Genomic DNA, 16,827 nt, shown 5'->3' on the forward strand with positions numbered 1-16,827 from the left:
TCGCGGCCTCATTGAAGTTTTTGGCTCTCTTCACACTCTGGTAAGAAGCCAAGAAACGCTTGGGCGATCGCTTGGCGACTGATGTTCCGGCGCGCGTCGCTTGCGACGAATCGCGCCATTTTCACCAATCCGGGCCGCGGATCAAACGTCGCTCGATTAATCGCGCCCATCATGTCGGCAACAAGGCGCCGGACGACGCCGCCAGCCCGATTGCGCGCGTCGAATTTTTTGTCTCGCCCAGGGCCGAAGCCCTTCCCTTGCCGTGCGGCTTCGCCCATATCGGCAACGGCGTCGCTAGAGCGCCGCTCGCGGAAAAGCGGATTCGGTTTTTCTCACAGAGCGCGCTCTAAGCTTTCGAGATTGATCATGTTATCCGCCTCTGGGCGATTCCGCCCAAAGGCAGCGTGATCCAGGAGGTTGCCGATATGAAGCGTTCCAAATTGCTGGCTCTGATTTCGACAGCCTTTCTTTGTTTCGGCGCCGCGCCCGCCTTTGCGCAGAGTGGGCCGGATCTCATTTTCCGCAAATCGGTCGATTTCAAGCTCCTCACCCCGAACGACAAGCTCGCGACCTACGGAATCGACGACCCGGTGATCGACGGCGTCGTCTGCTACTATACGGCGCATGAAAAAGGCGGCGTCGCCGGCATGTTCGGCGTGGCGGAGCAGTCGTCGGAGGTTTCGCTCGCCTGCCGGCAATATGCCCCGATCAAATTCAAGGAGAAGTTCAGCCAGGGCGATACGGCGTTCAGCGAGCGGCGGTCGCTGCTGTTCAAGCGCATGCATATCGTTCGCGGCTGCGATGCGAAGCGCAATGTGCTGATCTACATGGTCTATTCCGACAAGCTCGTCGAAGGCTCGCCCGAAAGCTCGACCTCGACCCTCGCCATTCAGCCCTGGGCCGGCCAGAACGAAATTCCGAAGTGCGGAGATTTTCTTAACTGACGCTAATCGACGCAGGCGACCACCGCGGCGTCCGGCTCGATCGAGGCGCGCGCCGCGCTTACGTCGATCGAGGCGGTCACATCGTCGGCGCGGCCAAAAGCTCTGGCCGCGCCATGGCCATGCGCCGCACACCAGGAGTCGGCGACGATCTTGCCGCAATCCGCCTTACGCGTGAGGCATTCCGTCAGGCCGTATCCCTCCTGATCGGCGATAACATAGGCGGCGCTCGCGCTCGCTTCGGCCCGCGCGGCGCAGGCGTCGCCGACGCCGATCCACATTCCTGCAAGTAGCGACGCAAACGCGCGCCGCCCGAACGGCGCCTCATATTTCCACATGACGAACTAGCCCCACGCGACCCCGACAGCCTGCCGCAGACCTAGCGCATAGCGGTAAAACCCGAGTTAAATCGCCCGCCGCTCGGCAGAGGCTCGCGCTTGACGCGGCGGCGCGCTTTAGCGCATGGTCGCCGCCATGACGCTTCGGCTCACCATTTGTCGGAAGACCATCATCAGCTAGCGATCACGCTGGCCGGAGCCGTCACGTCTCTCCAAACGACATGAAGCGACGCCCCGGCCGGCGGCCTTGCGGGGAAATTCATGTCGACGCCTGCGCTGAAAATCTACAATACGCTGAGCCGGACGAAGGAGGAATTCCGTCCGATCGATCCCGCGCATGTGCGCATGTATGTCTGCGGACCGACGGTCTACGACTACGCGCATATCGGCAACGCCAGGCCGCTCATCGTTTTCGACGTGTTGTTTCGCTTGTTGCGCCATCTCTACGGCGCCGAGCATGTCACATACGTGCGCAACATCACCGACGTCGACGACAAGATCAACGCACGGGCGTTCGAGCGCGGGATTTCCATTCGCGAACTGACCGATAAGACCATCGACATATTCCACGAGGACGTTCGCGCTCTTGGATGTTTGAATCCGACCATCGAGCCGCGCGCAACAGATTACATCCAGAACGACGACAAGCAGATCGACATGGTTCGATTGATTCAGCGCTTGCTCGATTCGGGTCATGCATATGTTGAAGATCGTCATGTGCTTTTTGATGTGACGTCCATGCCCACCTACGGACGACTGTCGAGGCGTCCGCTCGACGAAATGATTGCTGGCGCGCGCGTCGATGTCGCGCCCTATAAGCGCGGCGACATGGATTTCGTGCTGTGGAAACCGTCGAAGGACGATGAGCCGGGTTGGCAAAGTCCCTGGGGCAGGGGACGCCCCGGCTGGCATATCGAATGTTCAGCAATGTCAGCCGCGCATCTTGGCGAAACCTTCGACATTCACGGCGGCGGCATTGATCTCGTCTTTCCGCATCACGAAAACGAGATCGCGCAAAGCTGCTGCGCTTTTGGGCGCGACGTGATGGCGAATTACTGGATGCATAATGGCTTCCTGCAGGTCGAGGGCGAGAAAATGTCCAAGAGCCTGGGGAATTTCGTGACGATCCACGAGCTGCTGCACACGGAGAAGTTTGGCGGGCGGAAGTGGCCCGGCGAAGTGCTGCGGCTGGCGATGCTACGCACGCATTACCGCCAGCCGATCGATTGGACCGTGAAGGCGCTCGAGGAGGCGGAAAAGACGCTGGAACGGTGGCGGGATTTCGCCTCTCGTTCGTCAGAGCCCATTGTGCATCTGCTCTTCCTCAATGCATTAGCTGATGATTTAAACACGCCGGACGCTATCGCTCAAATGCATGGCCTCACGCATACGGGTGTAATTGCTGGATTCTCTCTCCTGGGGGAGGGCCGGTTAGCTCCGCCCGAAGAGATAATGGTTTCGGCAGGAAAACTGCGTTTCTGTCTCGAAGCGCTGGGTTTAGACGGCATATTTAATTCGGCTTGGAATACAGTTGAGGTCGATGAAGATGAAGCTGAAAAGGTCGATTTCTTAATTGCCTCCCGCAACGCTGCTCGCGCGTCAAAAAACTGGGCCGAGTCCGACCGCATCCGCGACGAACTCGCCGCTATGGGCATCGCCCTCAAGGACAATAAGGACGGCACGACGACCTGGGAGGTGAAGCGGTGAGCGCGCTTTCCCCCACCCGGCGCGCTGCGCGCGCCACCCTCCCCGCAAGGGGGAGGGATGGGAACGGCGCGACCCGGCGTAGCGATGAATCATTCATGCCTGGCGTGGCCTTTGAAATCTCGCGTTTTCCTGATGCAGGCCCATCCCTCCCCTTGACGGGGAGGGTGGTTCGCGAAGCGAACCGGGTGGGGTGACGGACATGGCCAGCCCTCGCGCGCGCGAATTGCGCAAAAACATGACGCCGCAAGAGGTGAAGCTGTGGTCGCAATTGCGCCTGCTGCGTCCGCAGGGACTTCATTTCCGCCGCCAAGTTCCGCTTGAAGGCTATGTGCTCGATTTTGTTTGTTACAAGTATCGGTTGATAGTGGAAGCTGACGGCGCGCAGCATGGAGAGGATAAGGGTCTTCGCCGCGACGCCAAGCGCGACGCGATTTTTCGAGCGAACGGCTTTCATGTGCTGCGCTTCTGGAATCACGAGATCGACGCCAACCTGATCGGCGTCGTGGAGACCATCATCGCCCGAGCGAAGGAACATATGCGGGAGGCGTCATGAGAAGCGCTGGCGTCTCCCCCACCCGGCGCGCTTCGCGCGCCACCCTCCCCGCGAGGGGGAGGGATCAGAACGGCGCGCCTCGGCGTAGCGATCAAGCGCTCATGCGAGGCATTTTGCATGAAGTTGTGCGTTTAGCTGATGCAAGGTCGGTCCCTCCCTCGACGGGGGAGAGTGGTGGTTCGCAAAGCGAACCGGGTGGTGAACAGAAGGGGATATCCTATGTCCAATGATGACTGGAAAAAGACGCTTCCCTTCAAGCGCCACTGGGCGCTCTATCTCGCCTTCAAGCTGATCGTGCTGGCGCTCGCCGCCTTCATCGCGTGGCATCTGCTGCGCGCCTTCGAGATCATGTGATGGCGCGCAGCGCGCAAACGCCCGGTCTGCGGCCGTTTCTTGCCACAGACGCCGCGACGCTCGCGGCGCTCTTTCGCGCCAGCGTCGAGGCGCTTGCGGCCGATGACTATGACGATGCGCAGCGCGAGGCTTGGGCGTCCGCGGCTGATGACGAGGCGGCCTTCGCGTCGCGCCTCGCGGATGCGCTGACCATCGTCGCGCTCGTCGACGGGAACATCGCCGGCTTCGCTGCGCTGCGCGACAACAAGATATTCGACATGCTCTATGTGCGGCCCGACATGGCGCGCAAGGGCGTCGGGTCGGCGCTGGCGGAGGCGATTGAAAAACTCGCGGCCGCGCGCGGGACGACACTTCTGACGGTCGAGGCCTCCGACGCGGCGCAGGACTTTTTCGCGGCGCGCGGCTATGTGGCGACGACGCGCAATATGAAAACGGTCGCCGGCCAATGGCTCGGCAATACCACGATGACCAAGGAGTTGGCGGTCCAGGCCGCCGGGAGAGCGCATTGATGGCCAAGGAACGGGCCAAGGATTCGGCCAAGGAACGGCTGACGCTATACGACACGACGCTGCGCGACGGCGCGCAGACGACGGGCGTCGATTTTTCGCTCGACGACAAGCGTCAGATCGCCGCCATGCTGGACGAGATCGGAATCGACTACATCGAAGGCGGCTATCCCGGCGCCAATCCCCTCGACACGGAATTTTTTGCGCAGCGTCCGAAACTGCGCGCGCGCTTCGCCGCCTTTGGCATGACGCGGCGTCAGGGCCGCTCGGTCGAGAATGATCCGGGCGTCGCGGCGCTGCTCGACAGCAGCGCCGACGTCGTCACCTTCGTCGCCAAGAGCTGGGACTTTCAGGTTCGCGTCGCCTTGCGCTCCACGGAAGAAGACAATCTCGCAAGCGTGACGCAATCCGTAAACGCCGCCGTCGCGCGCGGAAAGGAAGTCACGGTCGACTGCGAGCATTTCTTTGATGGTTTCAAGGCGAATCCGGACTATGCGCTGGCCTGCGCCAAGGCCGCCTATGACGCGGACGCGCGCTGGGTGGTCCTCTGCGACACCAATGGCGGCACGCTGCCGCACGAGGTCGAGCGCATCGTCGCGGAGGTCGTCAAGCAGATTCCAGGAGACCGCGTCGGCGTGCATTGCCACGACGATACGGGGCAGGCGGTGGCGAATTCGCTTGCCGCCGTGCGCGCCGGCGCGCGGCAGATCCAGGGCACGCTCAACGGTCTTGGCGAACGCTGCGGCAACGCCAATCTCACCACGATCATCCCGACGTTGTTGCTGAAAGGCGAATTTTCCGAGCGCTTCGAGATCGGCGTGACGCAGGAGAAGCTGACGCATCTGACGCGCGTGAGCCATGCGCTCGACGAGCTTCTCAACCGCGCGCCCAACCGCCATGCGCCCTATGTCGGCGCCAGCGCCTTTGCGACCAAGGCCGGCATCCACGCCTCGGCCGTGCTGACCGATCCGCGCACGTACGAACATGTCACGCCAGAATCGGTCGGCAATGTGCGGCGCGTCCTCGTGTCCGATCAGGCGGGGCGCTCGAATATCGCGGCCGAGCTTGGCCGATTGGGCGTCGTCCTCGACAAGGACGATCCACGTCTGGCGCGACTTCTCGATGAGGTGAAGGAGAAGGAAGCGCAAGGCTACGCCTATGAGGGCGCCGACGCCTCGTTCTTTCTTCTGGCGAAGCGCGTGCTCGGCGAGGCGCCGCATTTCTTCGACATTGAACGCTACAGCGTCGCGGTGGATCGGCGCTTCGCCAGGAATGGCGGCTTTGAGGACCAGGGCGCCGAGGCGATCGTCAAGATCAATGTGGATGGCGAGAGCCGGATTTCCGCCGCGGAAGGCAACGGCCCCGTCAACGCCCTCGATCTCGCGCTACGCAAGGATCTTGGCGCCTATCAACGCTTCATCGATGACGTTCGGCTCGTCGATTATCGTGTTCGCGTGTTCCAGGGCGGCACCGACGCAGTGACGCGCGTTCTCGTAGAATGCGCCGACGGCGAGGGTGAGCGGTGGTCCACGGTCGGCGTTTCGGCCAATGTCATCGACGCGTCCTTCGAGGCGCTCGTCGACGCGATCAACTACAAGCTGCTGGTGTCAGTCGAGCGCAATGACCGTCGAACCGCTAAAGCCGCTCAGTGATCGCCGTCTCGCTGATGTCTGGAGAATGGCGGACCGCCGCGAAAATCATCGGCAGAATGTCTTCGACGCGTTCGGCCACGAGATAGCGCACGTTATCGACTTCGCCGAAGAACTCCTCGTTCCGCATATGAGCGAAAAGCGACAGCAGCGGACGCCAGAAGCCGCCGATGTCGGCGATGACCAGAGGCTTGGTGTGGCGGCCGAGCTGAATCCAGGTCAGCTGCTCGGTCAGCTCCTCCAAAGTACCGACCCCGCCAGGCAGCGCGATGAAGGCGTCGGATCGTTCGAACATCAGGCGCTTGCGCGTGTGCATGTCGTCGACGACGACGAGTTCCGTCGCGCCCGTGAAGGGAATCTCCCTTCGGTCCAGGAACTCGGGAATAATCCCGGTGACAACGCCGCCGGCGGCGACCGTGGCCTTCGCCAAAACGCCCATTAAGCCGATGGCCCCGCCGCCATAAACGAGGCCGACGCCAGCGCGGGCAAGGGCCGCGCCCAGCGCGCGCGCCGCCGCTGTGTAACGCGGATCGGCGCCGATCGAGGAGCCGCAATAGACGCAAACGTTCTTAATTTCTCGCATGTGCATTCTCTTGCAGCGCTATCGCCGCGCTGCGGCTTGGGGTGCGCATTCCTTCTAAAACTCATATATGACGCAAAACGTCGCGACGGCGGCCCATTCAATCGGAGACCTATGCTGAATCCTGATCAAGGCGAATCAAGCGCAATCGATGCGGAAGACGCCGCGCCTCAGCCCATTAACGAACAGCAGTTGTCGGAATCGTCTCTTTTCAAGACGATACGGCATTTGTGGCCCTACATCTGGCCGCGCGGTCGCCGCGATCTCGAGCTTCGGGTCGCCGCGGTTTTTGCGCTGCTCGTCGTCAGCAAACTGTTTAACGCGGCGACGCCATACGCTTTCAAATGGGCGACGGACGCGCTTGCGGAGGGTGGCCCAGGCGTGGCGGGGAAGCTCGCAGCCGCGGCGGTCTTTTTTACTTTGATGATGGGCGCGATCCGCATCGCTTCGGTTGTGCTGATGCAGTTGCGCGACGGCATCTTCGCGGCGGTGGCGATGCACGCCGTGCGTCGCCTGGCGACAGATCTCTTCGTGCATATGCATGAGCTGTCGCTGCGATTTCATATCGGCAGAAAGACCGGCGGACTGACGCGCGTTCTGGAGCGCGGGCGCAACGGCATCGAAACGCTGTCGCGCCTCATCATGTCGACGGGCGCCCCGACAGTGCTGGAGATGGCGCTGGTCCTGGGCATTTTTCTCTACCAGTTCGGCTGGCGCTATGGGCTTGTCCTGGTCGCGACTCTTGCGGGATATTTTCTCTATACGACGCTCGCGACAAACTGGCGGATCGCCATTCGGCGCAGGATGAACGACAGCGACACCGACGCCAATCAGAAGGCGATCGACAGCCTGCTGAACTATGAAACGGTCAAATATTTCGGCGCGGAACGGCGCGAGGCTGAGCGTTACGACAAATCGATGATCCATTACGAGCAGGCGAGCACGCAGTCCTATGTCTCGCTTGCGGTGCTCAACGCCGGCCAGACGGTGATCTTCATCATCGGCCTCACCACCATGATGGTGATGTGCGTCTATGGCATCGAGGCCGGCCGCAACACGGTGGGCGATTTCGTCCTGATCAACCTGATGATGGGGCAGCTGGCGCAGCCCTTGAATTTCATGGGCACCTTCTATCGCGAGGTGCGGCAGGCGATCATCGACATCGAAACGATGTTTTCGATCCTGGCGCAGAGCCCCGAGATCTTGGACAAGCCGGGCGCGACGCCGCTCCTCGTGCGCGAAGGGCGGATCGTTTTCGATAATGTCGTGTTCCACTACGAGCCGAACCGGCCGATCCTCAAGGGCGTGAGCTTTGAAGCCGAGCCCGGACAAACCATCGCGATCGTCGGGCCGTCCGGCGCGGGAAAATCGACGATCTCGCGCCTGATGTATCGTTTCTACGAGCCGCAAGGCGGCCGCATCACGATCGACGGGCAGAATATTCTAGACGTCACGCAGGAAAGCCTGCGGGCGGCGATCGGCATGGTGCCCCAGGACACCGTGCTGTTTAACGATTCGATCGGCTACAACATCCGCTATGGAAGATGGGACGCAAGCGACGAAGAGGTTCGCGAGGCGGCCCGGCTCGCCCAGATCGACCGCTTCATCGAGAGCGTGCCGGAGGCCTATGGCGCGCAGGTCGGCGAGCGCGGCCTGAAGCTTTCCGGCGGCGAAAAGCAGCGCGTCGCGATTGCGCGCACGATTCTCAAAGGTCCGCCGATCCTCATCCTAGATGAAGCGACGTCGGCGCTCGACAGCTTGACGGAACATGAAATTCAGGAGGCATTGAGGCGGGTCGCGCGCGGCCGCACGACGCTCGTCATCGCCCATCGTCTGTCGACCATCGTCGACGCCGACGAAATCCTGTTTCTCGATCATGGCCGAATCGTCGAACGCGGCACGCATAAGGCGCTGCTGGCGCTCGGCGGCCATTATGCCGGCATGTGGAACCGTCAGCGCGAAGCCGCCGAGGCGCGCGCCAAATTGCTGGAGGCGGAGCGGGAGGAATTGGAGGAGGCGGAATAGGCGACGCGAGCCTCGGATGGCGAATTCTGGCCGCTCTTTGGCAAGATCGCTTCTTTGTCGAAGCCCAGATTGGCGGCAGCTTCAAAGCTTGGCGCATTCATCGGGGGCGGCGGCCTTGGATGCTTTTTTGGCGGCAAGTCGACGGCGTCGAGCCGAACGTCTCGCGCGCCATGACCGGAGGGTCCGATGTCGGGAAGACTTCTGCTCGCCGCGCTTCTCGCCTGCGTATGCGTCAACATCGCTCAGGCGCAGATCAGGGCGGAACATCCGCGCCATTGCGTGATGAGCGTCGGACCGACGCAAATGATGTTCAGCGCTTTTCAAGAAAATCAGACCGACGAGATTTTCTGCCGGCATGTGCCGACGCTCGGTCCGACGATAATCATTCTCGATGCGCGGCAGGTCGAGCTGCGCGACATGAACATCGAAATCCGCGTGCTGCGCAATGTCGGTCAGGCCGATTGGCGCGACGATCTCGACGCCAACACCGTCGCCGTTTTGCCGCCGCAGAAATATTTGGCGGACAAGGGCACGACAAGCTTCACGCATAATTTCGTCAGCGACGGAAGCTATGTCGCTCTCGTCAGGGCGACCAGCGACGATGGCGCCAAGGAATATATTGGGCAGTATGATTTCTCGGTGGGCGAGGGGACTGAATGGTCCGCCGCGTTCGGCGTGCTCTCGCTTGTGGGGGCTGGCTCCGCGCTGGCGATGTGGCGGCGCAAGCGCGCGACGCCCCGGACGCGGTTCGGCGAGGGCAAGCCGTCTCCGTCAGCGCTTCGACAGTCGCGTTAGATTGCCATTGACCCGCTTCGTGTAGACGGCGAGCGCGCGTTCGGCGGCGCGATGCGGTTGTCCTGTCGCCATGCTCATCGCGGCTGCGAGGCTGGCCTCGGCCGCGGCTTCGAGCTTTTCGCTCACCATCAAATCGCTTTCGCGTTTGCCATGCGCGCCGCCCGTCGCGATCTTCATCAGCCGCAAGCCGATGACCTGATTGGCGACGAAGCCCATCTTGAGCGTGTCGGAAAAAAGATTGTTCATTCTCGATCGATTTCTACGCATGGCGGCCCCCTATGGAGGCAGATAGCGCGGCCACGGCGCTGGCCAACAGGAAACGGCAGTGTGAGTGTGCTCATATACGCGGCGTCTCCTCCTAAGGAGTGGCCCTCCTTGGCGAGGATCGCGCTCGCGCCAAACCGAGCTTTCGCTTGCGGAGATCGTCGTCATTGATCGGGGGAGTGGCGTAACCGCTCCTTTGGGCGCTTCCATCCCGCCGCCGTCTCCCCCATATTGCGGCCATGGCGAAACCTCCCGGAAAGCCCAGAGATCCTGCGCGGCCGACGCGCGCCAAGGCGGCGAAGCCGGAGGTCGCGCCGCTCGCGCCGCATCTCGTGCAACTCCTTAATCCCGCGCTCGCGCCCGGGTTCGGCGAGGCGCCGCAGGCGCCCTATGACGCCTCTTCCATCCACGGTCTCGACGAGGAGGACATCGAGAAATACGGGCTCGGCGAGGGGTTTCAGGCCGGGGGCGGCGTGGAAGCCACCGCCGACAGTCTTGCGCAACTGCTGCGCCTTGGCGATCCGAACATTCGCGACCAAAAGCCCTGGACGCCGCATCGGCCCGAGCGGCCGGCCAAGTCCGAAGGCGGCGTAAGGTTCGACCTCGTCTCCGAATACACGCCGAAGGGCGATCAGCCGGCGGCGATCGAGGAGCTGGTCAAGGGCATCGCGGCGCTGGAACGCGATCAGGTGCTGCTCGGCGTCACCGGATCGGGCAAGACCTTCACCATGGCGAGCGTGATCGAACGCGTGCAGCGCCCGGCGCTCATTCTCGCGCCCAACAAGACGCTCGCGGCGCAGCTTTACGGCGAGTTCAAGAGCTTCTTTCCCAATAACGCCGTCGAATATTTCGTCTCTTATTACGACTACTATCAGCCCGAGGCCTATGTGCCGCGCTCGGACACCTATATCGAAAAAGAATCCTCGGTGAACGAGCAGATCGACCGTATGCGCCACGCCGCGACGCGCGCGCTGCTCGAGCGCGACGACGTCATCATCGTGGCGTCGGTCTCCTGCATCTACGGCATCGGATCGGTCGAAACCTACACGGCGATGACCTTCTCGGTGACTCTCGGCGAGAAGCTGGAGCAGCGGCAACTCGTCACCGATCTCGTCGCGCTGCACTACCGCCGCATCGGCGCTGATTTCACCCGCGGAACGTTTCGCGTGCGCGGCGACACCGTCGACATCTTCCCGGCCCATTATGAGGACCGCGCCTGGCGCATCAGCTTCTTTGGCGATGAGGTGGAGTCGATCTCCGAATTCGATCCGCTGACCGGCAAGAAGACGGTCGATCTCGAATTCGTCAAAGTCTACGCCAATTCGCATTATGTGACGCCGCGGCCGACGCTGCTGCAGTCGATCAAGGCGATCAAGGAGGAATTGCGCGCGCGGCTCGATGAATTGCACCGTTCGGGGCGTCTCCTGGAGGCGCAGCGGCTCGAGCAACGCACGCGCTTCGATCTCGAGATGATGGAGGCGACGGGCTCCTGCGCCGGCGTCGAGAATTATTCGCGCTATCTCACCGGCCGCAGGCCCGGAGAGCCGCCGCCGACGCTATTCGAATATCTCCCGGACAATGCGCTGGTCTTCGCCGACGAGAGCCATGTCAGCATTCCGCAGATCGGCGCGATGTATAAGGGCGACTTCCGCCGTAAGGCGACGCTCGCGGAATATGGATTCCGTCTGCCGTCCTGCATGGACAATCGTCCGCTGCGTTTCGAGGAATGGGACGCGATGCGGCCGCAGACCGTTTCGGTCTCGGCGACGCCGGGAAACTGGGAGCTCAATCAGACAGGCGGCGTCTTCGTCGAACAGGTGATTCGCCCGACGGGATTGATCGACCCGATTGTCGAGGTGCGCCCGGCGCGCGCCCAGGTCGACGATCTTCTCGATGAAGCGCGGGCGACCGCGCAGATCGGCTATCGCTCGCTTGTGACCGTGCTCACCAAGCGCATGGCGGAAGATCTGACTGAATATCTGCATGAGAACGGCGTGCGCGTGCGCTACATGCATTCCGACATCGACACGATCGAGCGCATCGAGATCATTCGCGATCTGCGGCTCGGCGCCTTCGACGTGCTTGTCGGCATCAATCTGTTGCGCGAGGGTCTCGACATTCCCGAATGCGGCCTCGTCGCCATTCTCGACGCCGACAAGGAAGGGTTTCTGCGCTCCGAGACCTCGCTCGTGCAGACGATCGGCCGCGCCGCGCGCAATGTCGACGGCCGCGTCATTCTCTATGCCGATCAGATCACCGGCTCGATGAAGCGCGCGATGGACGAGACCGACCGCCGACGGGCGAAGCAGGAGGCCTATAACCGCGAGAACAACATCACGCCAGCGTCGATCAAGCGCGGCATCGCCGACATTCTCGGCTCGGTCGCCGAGCAGGATCATGTGACCATCGACACGGGTTATGACATCGCGCCGGGGCATAATCTCGCGGCCACGATCGCCGATCTCGAAAAGCGCATGAAGGCGGCGGCGGCCGATCTCGCCTTCGAGGAGGCGGCGCGCATGCGCGATGAAATCCAGCGGCTGCAACGCGCCGAATTGCTCGCCGAGGCGAGCCCGCAATTCCGCGCCTCCTTTGGTCGGGGAGGGCGCGGCGCGATACGCCGCGACGAAGAGGAAAAGCTCGCGACCCGCGCGCATAAGCCGACCGACGCCGACATGGGGCCGCATAATTTCGGCGGCGGGGAAGCGCGGCCTCTGGGTCGGCTCACGCCGCCGCCGCGCGTTTCGCCACGCTCTTCGGGCGGCAAGCCCGGCACGCGCACGGTAAAGGGCAAGCCGAAGTGACGCCGTTTCACCTTCTCCCGTAATCGGAGAAGGAAGCCATGAAACCGGTCCAGATACTTGCTTGCGCGCAAAATTTCCGGTAACTCTTCCGGAAGAATGTCCAGGATGCCAAAGCCGCTAAAGTCCAGTGTCCAAATCTATCGACAGCGGATGAAGCGAAAGGGCCTCGTGCGTGTCGAGGTTCAGGCGCGCAAGGAGGATGTCGCGCTTGTTCGCGGCGTCGCCGCCGCGCTCGCCGATCCTCTCCGTGAAGCGGAAGTACGCGCTGTTCTCCGCGATGTCGTGCCCTCCCCAGCTCCGGGCTCGCTCAAGGCGCTTCTCGCCGCAGCGCCGCTTGAAGGCGTTGACCTAGAACGCCCGCGCGATCTCGGCCGGGACGTCGCCTTTTGAATTTTCTGATCGACACCAATGTGATTTCCGAGTTTCGCAAAGGTGCGCGATGCGATGCGCGTGTCGCGTCTTGGTTCGCCTCGGTAAAGGACGAGCAGCTATATCTGAGCGTGCTGACGCTTGGCGAAATCCGCCGGGGGGCGGAAAGGCTGCGGCGAAGGGACGTGAGGGGCGCCGACGCTCTTGACCGTTGGTTGGTTGATGTCGAACGCGCTTTCGTCGGACGTATTCTGCCGGTCGACTCTGACGTTGCGGGGGAGTGGGGGCGAATGAGCGCTCTTCGGACCGCCCCTGTTGTGGACTCCTTGCTTGCGGCCACGGCCAAAGCGAATGATCTGACGCTTGTGACGCGCAATGTTCGAGACGTTGAGGGACTCGGGGCAATAATTCTTGATCCCTTCGCGGCCGTCAAACCTGAGAAGGGGCGTTGAGGGCCCCTTAACTCCCTGGTTCACAAATCCTTCGTTCTCGATTAGGGTCCGCGCCGAGTCCGCTCCCCGGCCGGGGCAGCGGGTTTTTCGCATTTCACGCGCTATCTAAGCCGCGCGGCCACACTCGCCGCGGGAAGCGCCTTACAAGGAACCACATGGCCAAGGAAGAACTGCTCGAATTTCCCGGCGTCGTCACCGAACTGCTGCCGAGCGCGATGTTTCGCGTCAAGCTCGAAAACGACCACGAAATCATCGCCCATACCGCCGGCAAAATGCGCAAGAACCGCATCCGCGTATTGACTGGCGACAAGGTGCTTGTCGAGATGACCCCTTATGATTTGACCAAAGGGCGTATAACATATCGTTTCCGGTAATTTTCTTTTGGCGGAGCGACATTCTTGACAGCCAATCCCCCAATCGCCCGTCCCAAGCTCGTTCTCGCATCAGCTTCGCCGAGGCGCCTGGCGCTGTTGCAGCAGGCGGGGCTCGACGCTGACGCCCTGCTGCCGGCCGACATCGATGAGACGCCGCACCGCGGGGAATCGCCGCGCGCCTACGCCACACGAATCGCCAGCGAGAAGGCGGCCGCCGCGGTAAAGCTGCGCGCGACGCAGCCCGAGCTGAGGGAGTCTTTTCTCATCGCCGCCGACACGGTCGTCGCCGTCGGCCGGCGAATTCTGCCCAAGGCGGAGACGCGGGAGGAGGCCGAGGAGTGCCTGCAGCTGCTCTCGGGGCGCCAGCACCGGGTCTTTTCGGCGGTGAGCCTGATCACGCCGCGCGGCTTGGAGCGCAGGCGTCTCGTCGAGGCGCGGCTGCGGTTCAAGCGCCTCGGCTCGACCGAGATCGAAGCCTATCTCTCAACCGGCGAGTGGCGCGGCAAGGCGGGCGGCTACGCCATTCAGGGACGCGCCGGCGTGTTTCTGGTGAAGATCGTCGGATCCTATACGGCCGTCGTCGGCCTGCCGCTGCATGAGACGGTGTCGCTCCTCGCAGGCGAGGGATATCCGGTGCTCGCGCCGTGGTTCGCGATGGCGTGACGCCGAGCTAAGCCCCCAGATAGCGCCGCGAGAATCGCGCGCCGAGCCGCGTGAGAATCTCGTAGCCGATCGTGCCGGCGCGCGCCGCGGCGTCCTCGAGGCAAATGCCGTCGCCCAGCAGCTCCACCCATTCGCCGCGCTGCGCGGCCTCGCGCGGCGCCTCGGAAACGTCCAGCACGACATAATCCATCGATACGCGGCCGATAAAGGGGCAGCGGACTCCGCCGACGAGCGCTTCGCCCGTGGGCTTTTCCGTGCAAGAGGCAGCCCCGACCGGCACGCCGTCCGCATAGCCGACGCCGATCGTGGCGATGCGCGTGCGCTTTGGCGCCGACCATAGCGCGTCATAGCCGACGCAGGCGCCGGGCTCGATCTCGCGCGTTGAGAGAATGCGCGCGCTGAGTCGCGCGACCGGCCGCACCGGGCATTCGGCGTAAGGCGTGGGGTTGCCGCCAAAGAGCGCGTAACCGGGACGAACGAGATCGAAATGCGGGCGCTGCGGCAGGAACACGGCCGAGGAATTCGCCATCGAGGCGGGAATGTCGGCGAAGCGCGCCCGGGCGTCCAGAAACGCCTCGATTTGCCGGGCGTTGCAGGCGGCCTCGCGCATTTGAGAACTGACAAAATGGCTCATCACCAGCGTAGGCGCGATGTGGCGCGCGCGCTCGGCCGCCTGCGCCGCCTCGCTGATCGGAATTCCGAAGCGATTCATCCCCGTGTCAAAATGGATGGCGGCTTTGGGCTTGCGTCCCGTCGCCGCCCACTCGTCGATTTCGCCGAGCGAACCCAAGGCCGGGATAAGATCGGCGGCGACGAGGCGCGGCGCGGCGCCGGGCACGAGCCCGTCCAGCACATAGATCGTCGCGTCGTTGGCGACGGCCCGGGCCGCTTCGCCTTCGACGACATTGGCGACGAAAAAGGTTCGGCAGCCGGCCGACAGCAGCGCGCGCATCGCGGGCGCGAGCCCCAATCCATAGGCGTCGGCCTTCACCACCGCCCCGCATTCCGCGCCGCCGGCCAGCCGCGCCATTGTGCGCCAATTATCGGCGAGGGCGGCGAGGTCGACGATCAGAACGCCGGTCTCCGCCGGGTCCGAAGGCTCGGTCCGGGGCCGCAGGCGCGCAGCGGGTTCGTTGATTCCCATCTCGCCGCCATTTTAGGCCGCAAAAGGCGGCGTCCAGATGGCGACGGCATTCTACTCTGAATTTGGCAGAAGACATTCAAATTTCGCGCGCACCTCGGGCGGCAGTCGGCGGGCGCGGCCGGCTTCGACGCACACAATCCGGACTTTGGCGCGGACAAGCAGTTCCGCCTGCCGCAAAACCCGCTGCTCAAGCGTGAGCGAGGCGCCGCCGAGCTCAAGAGTGTCGGTTTCGACGGTCAGCAGGTCGTCCATCGTCGCGGGCTTTTGAAAGTCGACGTCCATCGACCGGACAACGAAAAAAATCGGCGCGCCGGCTGCGCCTTCGAGCAGCGCCTTTTGATCGAGCCCGAGGGAACGCAACATTTCGGTGCGCGCCCGCTCCATGAATCGCAAATAGGAGGCGTGATAGACGAGTCCGGAAAAGTCCGTGTCTTCGTAATAGACGCGAATGGACAGGGACTGTGGCGCGATCGTCGTCATTCTGCGTTCGGCTGGCGGATAGGTTGGAGTTTCATGGGATTGGCTTGAACGCGGCTGTTCTTGATACTGAGCGAAACAATCGCATTTATAGGCATACGCTCTCAGGCGGCGAAGAGCGTCGCTCGCGCTCCAAGGCGCGTCGCAACCATAACCGAGGAGCTTCCACATGTCTTTCCAGATTGGCGACACCGCGCCGGATTTCGAAGCCGACACGACGCAAGGACATATCAAGTTTCATGATTGGATTGGCGACTCCTGGTGCATTCTATTCTCGCATCCCAAGGACTTCACGCCGGTCTGCACGACCGAACTTGGCTACATGGCCAAACTCGAGCCCGAATTTAAGCGACGTAACGTCAAGATCATCGGGTTGAGCGTCGATCCGGTCGACAATCACGCCAAATGGGCCCTGGACATCGAGGAAACTCAGGGCGCGAAGCCGACTTATCCGATGATCGGCGACCCGGACCTGCGCATCTCCAAGCTCTATGGAATGTTGCCCGCAAGCGCGGGCGGCGACGCCAGCGTCAGGACGCCGGCCGACAACCAGACAGTGCGCAATATTTTCGTCATCGGTCCCGACAAGAAGATCAAGCTCATCATGGTCTATCCGATGACGACTGGCCGCAACTTCGATGAAGTGCTCCGAATCATCGACTCGCTGCAATTGACCTCGACACACAAGGTCGCGACGCCCGTCAACTGGCGGCCCGGCGATGACGTCATCATCGCCGGTTCAGTCTCCGACGAGGAGGCCAAGAAGATCTATCCTGAGGGCTGGAATGCGCCGCGGCCCTATCTTCGCATTGTCCCGCAACCGAAATGACGC

20 protein-coding genes are annotated in these 16,827 nt (G+C 62.6%); 14 read left to right on the plus strand and 6 right to left on the minus strand.

Going from position 1 to position 16,827, the window contains the following annotated elements; translation table 11 throughout:
* Nucleotides 1-8 precede the first annotated feature (8 nt).
* Nucleotides 9-278, minus strand: coding sequence for a hypothetical protein (locus ACPS74_RS17065; protein ID WP_157055194.1), 270 nt, complete (start codon nt 276-278; stop codon nt 9-11).
* 147 nt (nt 279-425) lie between these two features.
* Here ACPS74_RS17065 and ACPS74_RS17070 point away from each other — a divergent pair, with 147 nt between their 5' ends.
* The gene (locus ACPS74_RS17070) at nt 426-944 is read left to right on the plus strand and encodes a CreA family protein (protein WP_029648497.1); all 519 of its coding nucleotides are present in this window, start codon (nt 426-428) and stop codon (nt 942-944) included.
* 2 nt (nt 945-946) lie between these two features.
* Here ACPS74_RS17070 and ACPS74_RS17075 read toward each other — a convergent pair whose 3' ends face one another.
* Entirely contained in the window at nt 947-1,279 is a 333-nt protein-coding gene (locus tag ACPS74_RS17075) for a hypothetical protein (RefSeq protein WP_029648496.1), read from the minus strand.
* Between the two features lie 261 nt (nt 1,280-1,540).
* On the opposite strand from ACPS74_RS17075, the gene cysS reads away from it, so the two are divergent.
* The 5 genes from cysS (at nt 1,541) to cimA (ending at nt 6,051) form a co-directional block, all read left to right on the plus strand.
* Entirely contained in the window at nt 1,541-2,986 is a 1,446-nt protein-coding gene (cysS, locus tag ACPS74_RS17080; RefSeq protein WP_029648495.1) for a cysteine--tRNA ligase, read from the plus strand.
* A 199-nt stretch (nt 2,987-3,185) separates the two neighbouring features.
* Nucleotides 3,186-3,539 (plus strand): endonuclease domain-containing protein, encoded by a 354-nt coding sequence (locus ACPS74_RS17085; RefSeq protein ID WP_029648494.1) that lies wholly within the window; start codon nt 3,186-3,188, stop codon nt 3,537-3,539.
* Nucleotides 3,540-3,758: 219 nt separating this feature from the next.
* Entirely contained in the window at nt 3,759-3,893 is a 135-nt protein-coding gene (locus ACPS74_RS17090) for a hypothetical protein (protein WP_018407839.1), read from the plus strand.
* Entirely contained in the window at nt 3,893-4,402 is a 510-nt protein-coding gene (locus ACPS74_RS17095) for a GNAT family N-acetyltransferase (RefSeq protein ID WP_029648492.1), read from the plus strand. Before ACPS74_RS17090 ends, ACPS74_RS17095 begins: the two co-directional genes overlap by 1 nt.
* A complete protein-coding gene (gene cimA, locus ACPS74_RS17100) occupies nt 4,402-6,051 on the plus strand; it encodes a citramalate synthase (protein ID WP_029648491.1) in 1,650 nt (549 codons plus the stop codon). The genes ACPS74_RS17095 and cimA overlap by 1 nt, the downstream gene beginning before the upstream one ends.
* Here the strand turns inward: cimA and ACPS74_RS17105 are convergent.
* The gene (locus tag ACPS74_RS17105) at nt 6,035-6,631 is read right to left on the minus strand and encodes a TIGR00730 family Rossman fold protein (protein ID WP_051381676.1); all 597 of its coding nucleotides are present in this window, start codon (nt 6,629-6,631) and stop codon (nt 6,035-6,037) included. The two genes, cimA and ACPS74_RS17105, sit on opposite strands and share 17 nt — an antisense overlap.
* A 111-nt stretch (nt 6,632-6,742) precedes the next feature.
* Here ACPS74_RS17105 and ACPS74_RS17110 point away from each other — a divergent pair, with 111 nt between their 5' ends.
* Both ACPS74_RS17110 and ACPS74_RS17115 read left to right on the plus strand, forming a co-directional pair.
* Nucleotides 6,743-8,653, plus strand: coding sequence for an ABCB family ABC transporter ATP-binding protein/permease (locus ACPS74_RS17110; protein WP_029648489.1), 1,911 nt, complete (start codon nt 6,743-6,745; stop codon nt 8,651-8,653).
* Between the two features lie 186 nt (nt 8,654-8,839).
* Complete coding sequence (locus ACPS74_RS17115) at nt 8,840-9,448, plus strand: hypothetical protein (RefSeq protein WP_029648488.1); 609 nt, start codon at nt 8,840-8,842, stop codon at nt 9,446-9,448.
* Here ACPS74_RS17115 and ACPS74_RS17120 read toward each other — a convergent pair.
* Nucleotides 9,425-9,694 carry a hypothetical protein gene (locus tag ACPS74_RS17120; RefSeq protein WP_029648487.1) on the minus strand — a complete coding sequence of 90 codons (270 nt, stop codon included), beginning with the start codon at nt 9,692-9,694 and terminating at the stop codon, nt 9,425-9,427. The genes ACPS74_RS17115 and ACPS74_RS17120 overlap by 24 nt on opposite strands.
* A 257-nt stretch (nt 9,695-9,951) precedes the next feature.
* Here ACPS74_RS17120 and uvrB point away from each other — a divergent pair, with 257 nt between their 5' ends.
* From uvrB to ACPS74_RS17145, 5 genes are all read left to right on the plus strand, one after another.
* A complete protein-coding gene (gene uvrB / locus ACPS74_RS17125) occupies nt 9,952-12,516 on the plus strand; it encodes an excinuclease ABC subunit UvrB (protein WP_029648486.1) in 2,565 nt (854 codons plus the stop codon).
* A 150-nt stretch (nt 12,517-12,666) separates the two neighbouring features.
* Complete coding sequence (locus ACPS74_RS17130) at nt 12,667-12,906, plus strand: hypothetical protein (protein WP_051381675.1); 240 nt, start codon at nt 12,667-12,669, stop codon at nt 12,904-12,906.
* 20 nt (nt 12,907-12,926) lie between these two features.
* A complete protein-coding gene (locus ACPS74_RS17135; RefSeq protein WP_083481298.1) occupies nt 12,927-13,337 on the plus strand; it encodes a type II toxin-antitoxin system VapC family toxin in 411 nt (136 codons plus the stop codon).
* A gap of 155 nt (nt 13,338-13,492) precedes the next feature.
* Nucleotides 13,493-13,711, plus strand: coding sequence for a translation initiation factor IF-1 (gene infA, locus ACPS74_RS17140; protein ID WP_014890360.1), 219 nt, complete (start codon nt 13,493-13,495; stop codon nt 13,709-13,711).
* A 24-nt stretch (nt 13,712-13,735) separates the two neighbouring features.
* Nucleotides 13,736-14,374 carry a Maf family nucleotide pyrophosphatase gene (locus tag ACPS74_RS17145; RefSeq protein WP_029648483.1) on the plus strand — a complete coding sequence of 213 codons (639 nt, stop codon included), beginning with the start codon at nt 13,736-13,738 and terminating at the stop codon, nt 14,372-14,374.
* A gap of 7 nt (nt 14,375-14,381) precedes the next feature.
* Here ACPS74_RS17145 and alr read toward each other — a convergent pair whose 3' ends face one another.
* Together alr and ybgC are read right to left on the minus strand one after the other, a co-directional pair.
* On the minus strand, nt 14,382-15,518 hold the full coding sequence (alr, locus tag ACPS74_RS17150; RefSeq protein ID WP_029648482.1) for an alanine racemase: 1,137 nt from the start codon (nt 15,516-15,518) through the stop codon (nt 14,382-14,384).
* 51 nt (nt 15,519-15,569) lie between these two features.
* Nucleotides 15,570-15,998: a tol-pal system-associated acyl-CoA thioesterase gene (ybgC, locus tag ACPS74_RS17155; RefSeq protein WP_029648481.1), complete on the minus strand. Its 429-nt coding sequence runs from the start codon at nt 15,996-15,998 to the stop codon at nt 15,570-15,572.
* Between the two features lie 166 nt (nt 15,999-16,164).
* Here ybgC and ACPS74_RS17160 point away from each other — a divergent pair, with 166 nt between their 5' ends.
* Complete coding sequence (locus tag ACPS74_RS17160) at nt 16,165-16,824, plus strand: peroxiredoxin (RefSeq protein ID WP_029648480.1); 660 nt, start codon at nt 16,165-16,167, stop codon at nt 16,822-16,824.
* Nucleotides 16,825-16,827: the final 3 nt, after the last annotated feature.

It is taken from the genome of Methylocystis sp. SB2 (assembly GCF_049817085.1).
Classification (GTDB): domain Bacteria; phylum Pseudomonadota; class Alphaproteobacteria; order Rhizobiales; family Beijerinckiaceae; genus Methylocystis; species Methylocystis rosea.

What these genes read in the sequence shown, in the direction of transcription:
- ACPS74_RS17065 (WP_157055194.1), bottom strand. Translation starts at nt 278, where the DNA reads ATGGGCGAAGCCGCACGGCAAGGGAAGGGCTTCGGCCCTGGGCGAGAC.
- ACPS74_RS17070 (WP_029648497.1), top strand. Translation starts at nt 426, where the DNA reads ATGAAGCGTTCCAAATTGCTGGCTCTGATTTCGACAGCCTTTCTTTGT.
- ACPS74_RS17075 (WP_029648496.1), bottom strand. Translation starts at nt 1,279, where the DNA reads ATGTGGAAATATGAGGCGCCGTTCGGGCGGCGCGCGTTTGCGTCGCTA.
- cysS (WP_029648495.1), top strand. Translation starts at nt 1,541, where the DNA reads ATGTCGACGCCTGCGCTGAAAATCTACAATACGCTGAGCCGGACGAAG.
- ACPS74_RS17085 (WP_029648494.1), top strand. Translation starts at nt 3,186, where the DNA reads ATGGCCAGCCCTCGCGCGCGCGAATTGCGCAAAAACATGACGCCGCAA.
- ACPS74_RS17090 (WP_018407839.1), top strand. Translation starts at nt 3,759, where the DNA reads ATGTCCAATGATGACTGGAAAAAGACGCTTCCCTTCAAGCGCCACTGG.
- ACPS74_RS17095 (WP_029648492.1), top strand. Translation starts at nt 3,893, where the DNA reads ATGGCGCGCAGCGCGCAAACGCCCGGTCTGCGGCCGTTTCTTGCCACA.
- cimA (WP_029648491.1), top strand. Translation starts at nt 4,402, where the DNA reads ATGGCCAAGGAACGGGCCAAGGATTCGGCCAAGGAACGGCTGACGCTA.
- ACPS74_RS17105 (WP_051381676.1), bottom strand. Translation starts at nt 6,631, where the DNA reads ATGCGAGAAATTAAGAACGTTTGCGTCTATTGCGGCTCCTCGATCGGC.
- ACPS74_RS17110 (WP_029648489.1), top strand. Translation starts at nt 6,743, where the DNA reads ATGCTGAATCCTGATCAAGGCGAATCAAGCGCAATCGATGCGGAAGAC.
- ACPS74_RS17115 (WP_029648488.1), top strand. Translation starts at nt 8,840, where the DNA reads ATGTCGGGAAGACTTCTGCTCGCCGCGCTTCTCGCCTGCGTATGCGTC.
- ACPS74_RS17120 (WP_029648487.1), bottom strand. Translation starts at nt 9,694, where the DNA reads ATGAACAATCTTTTTTCCGACACGCTCAAGATGGGCTTCGTCGCCAAT.
- uvrB (WP_029648486.1), top strand. Translation starts at nt 9,952, where the DNA reads ATGGCGAAACCTCCCGGAAAGCCCAGAGATCCTGCGCGGCCGACGCGC.
- ACPS74_RS17130 (WP_051381675.1), top strand. Translation starts at nt 12,667, where the DNA reads ATGAAGCGAAAGGGCCTCGTGCGTGTCGAGGTTCAGGCGCGCAAGGAG.
- infA (WP_014890360.1), top strand. Translation starts at nt 13,493, where the DNA reads ATGGCCAAGGAAGAACTGCTCGAATTTCCCGGCGTCGTCACCGAACTG.
- alr (WP_029648482.1), bottom strand. Translation starts at nt 15,518, where the DNA reads ATGGGAATCAACGAACCCGCTGCGCGCCTGCGGCCCCGGACCGAGCCT.
- ybgC (WP_029648481.1), bottom strand. Translation starts at nt 15,998, where the DNA reads ATGACGACGATCGCGCCACAGTCCCTGTCCATTCGCGTCTATTACGAA.
- ACPS74_RS17160 (WP_029648480.1), top strand. Translation starts at nt 16,165, where the DNA reads ATGTCTTTCCAGATTGGCGACACCGCGCCGGATTTCGAAGCCGACACG.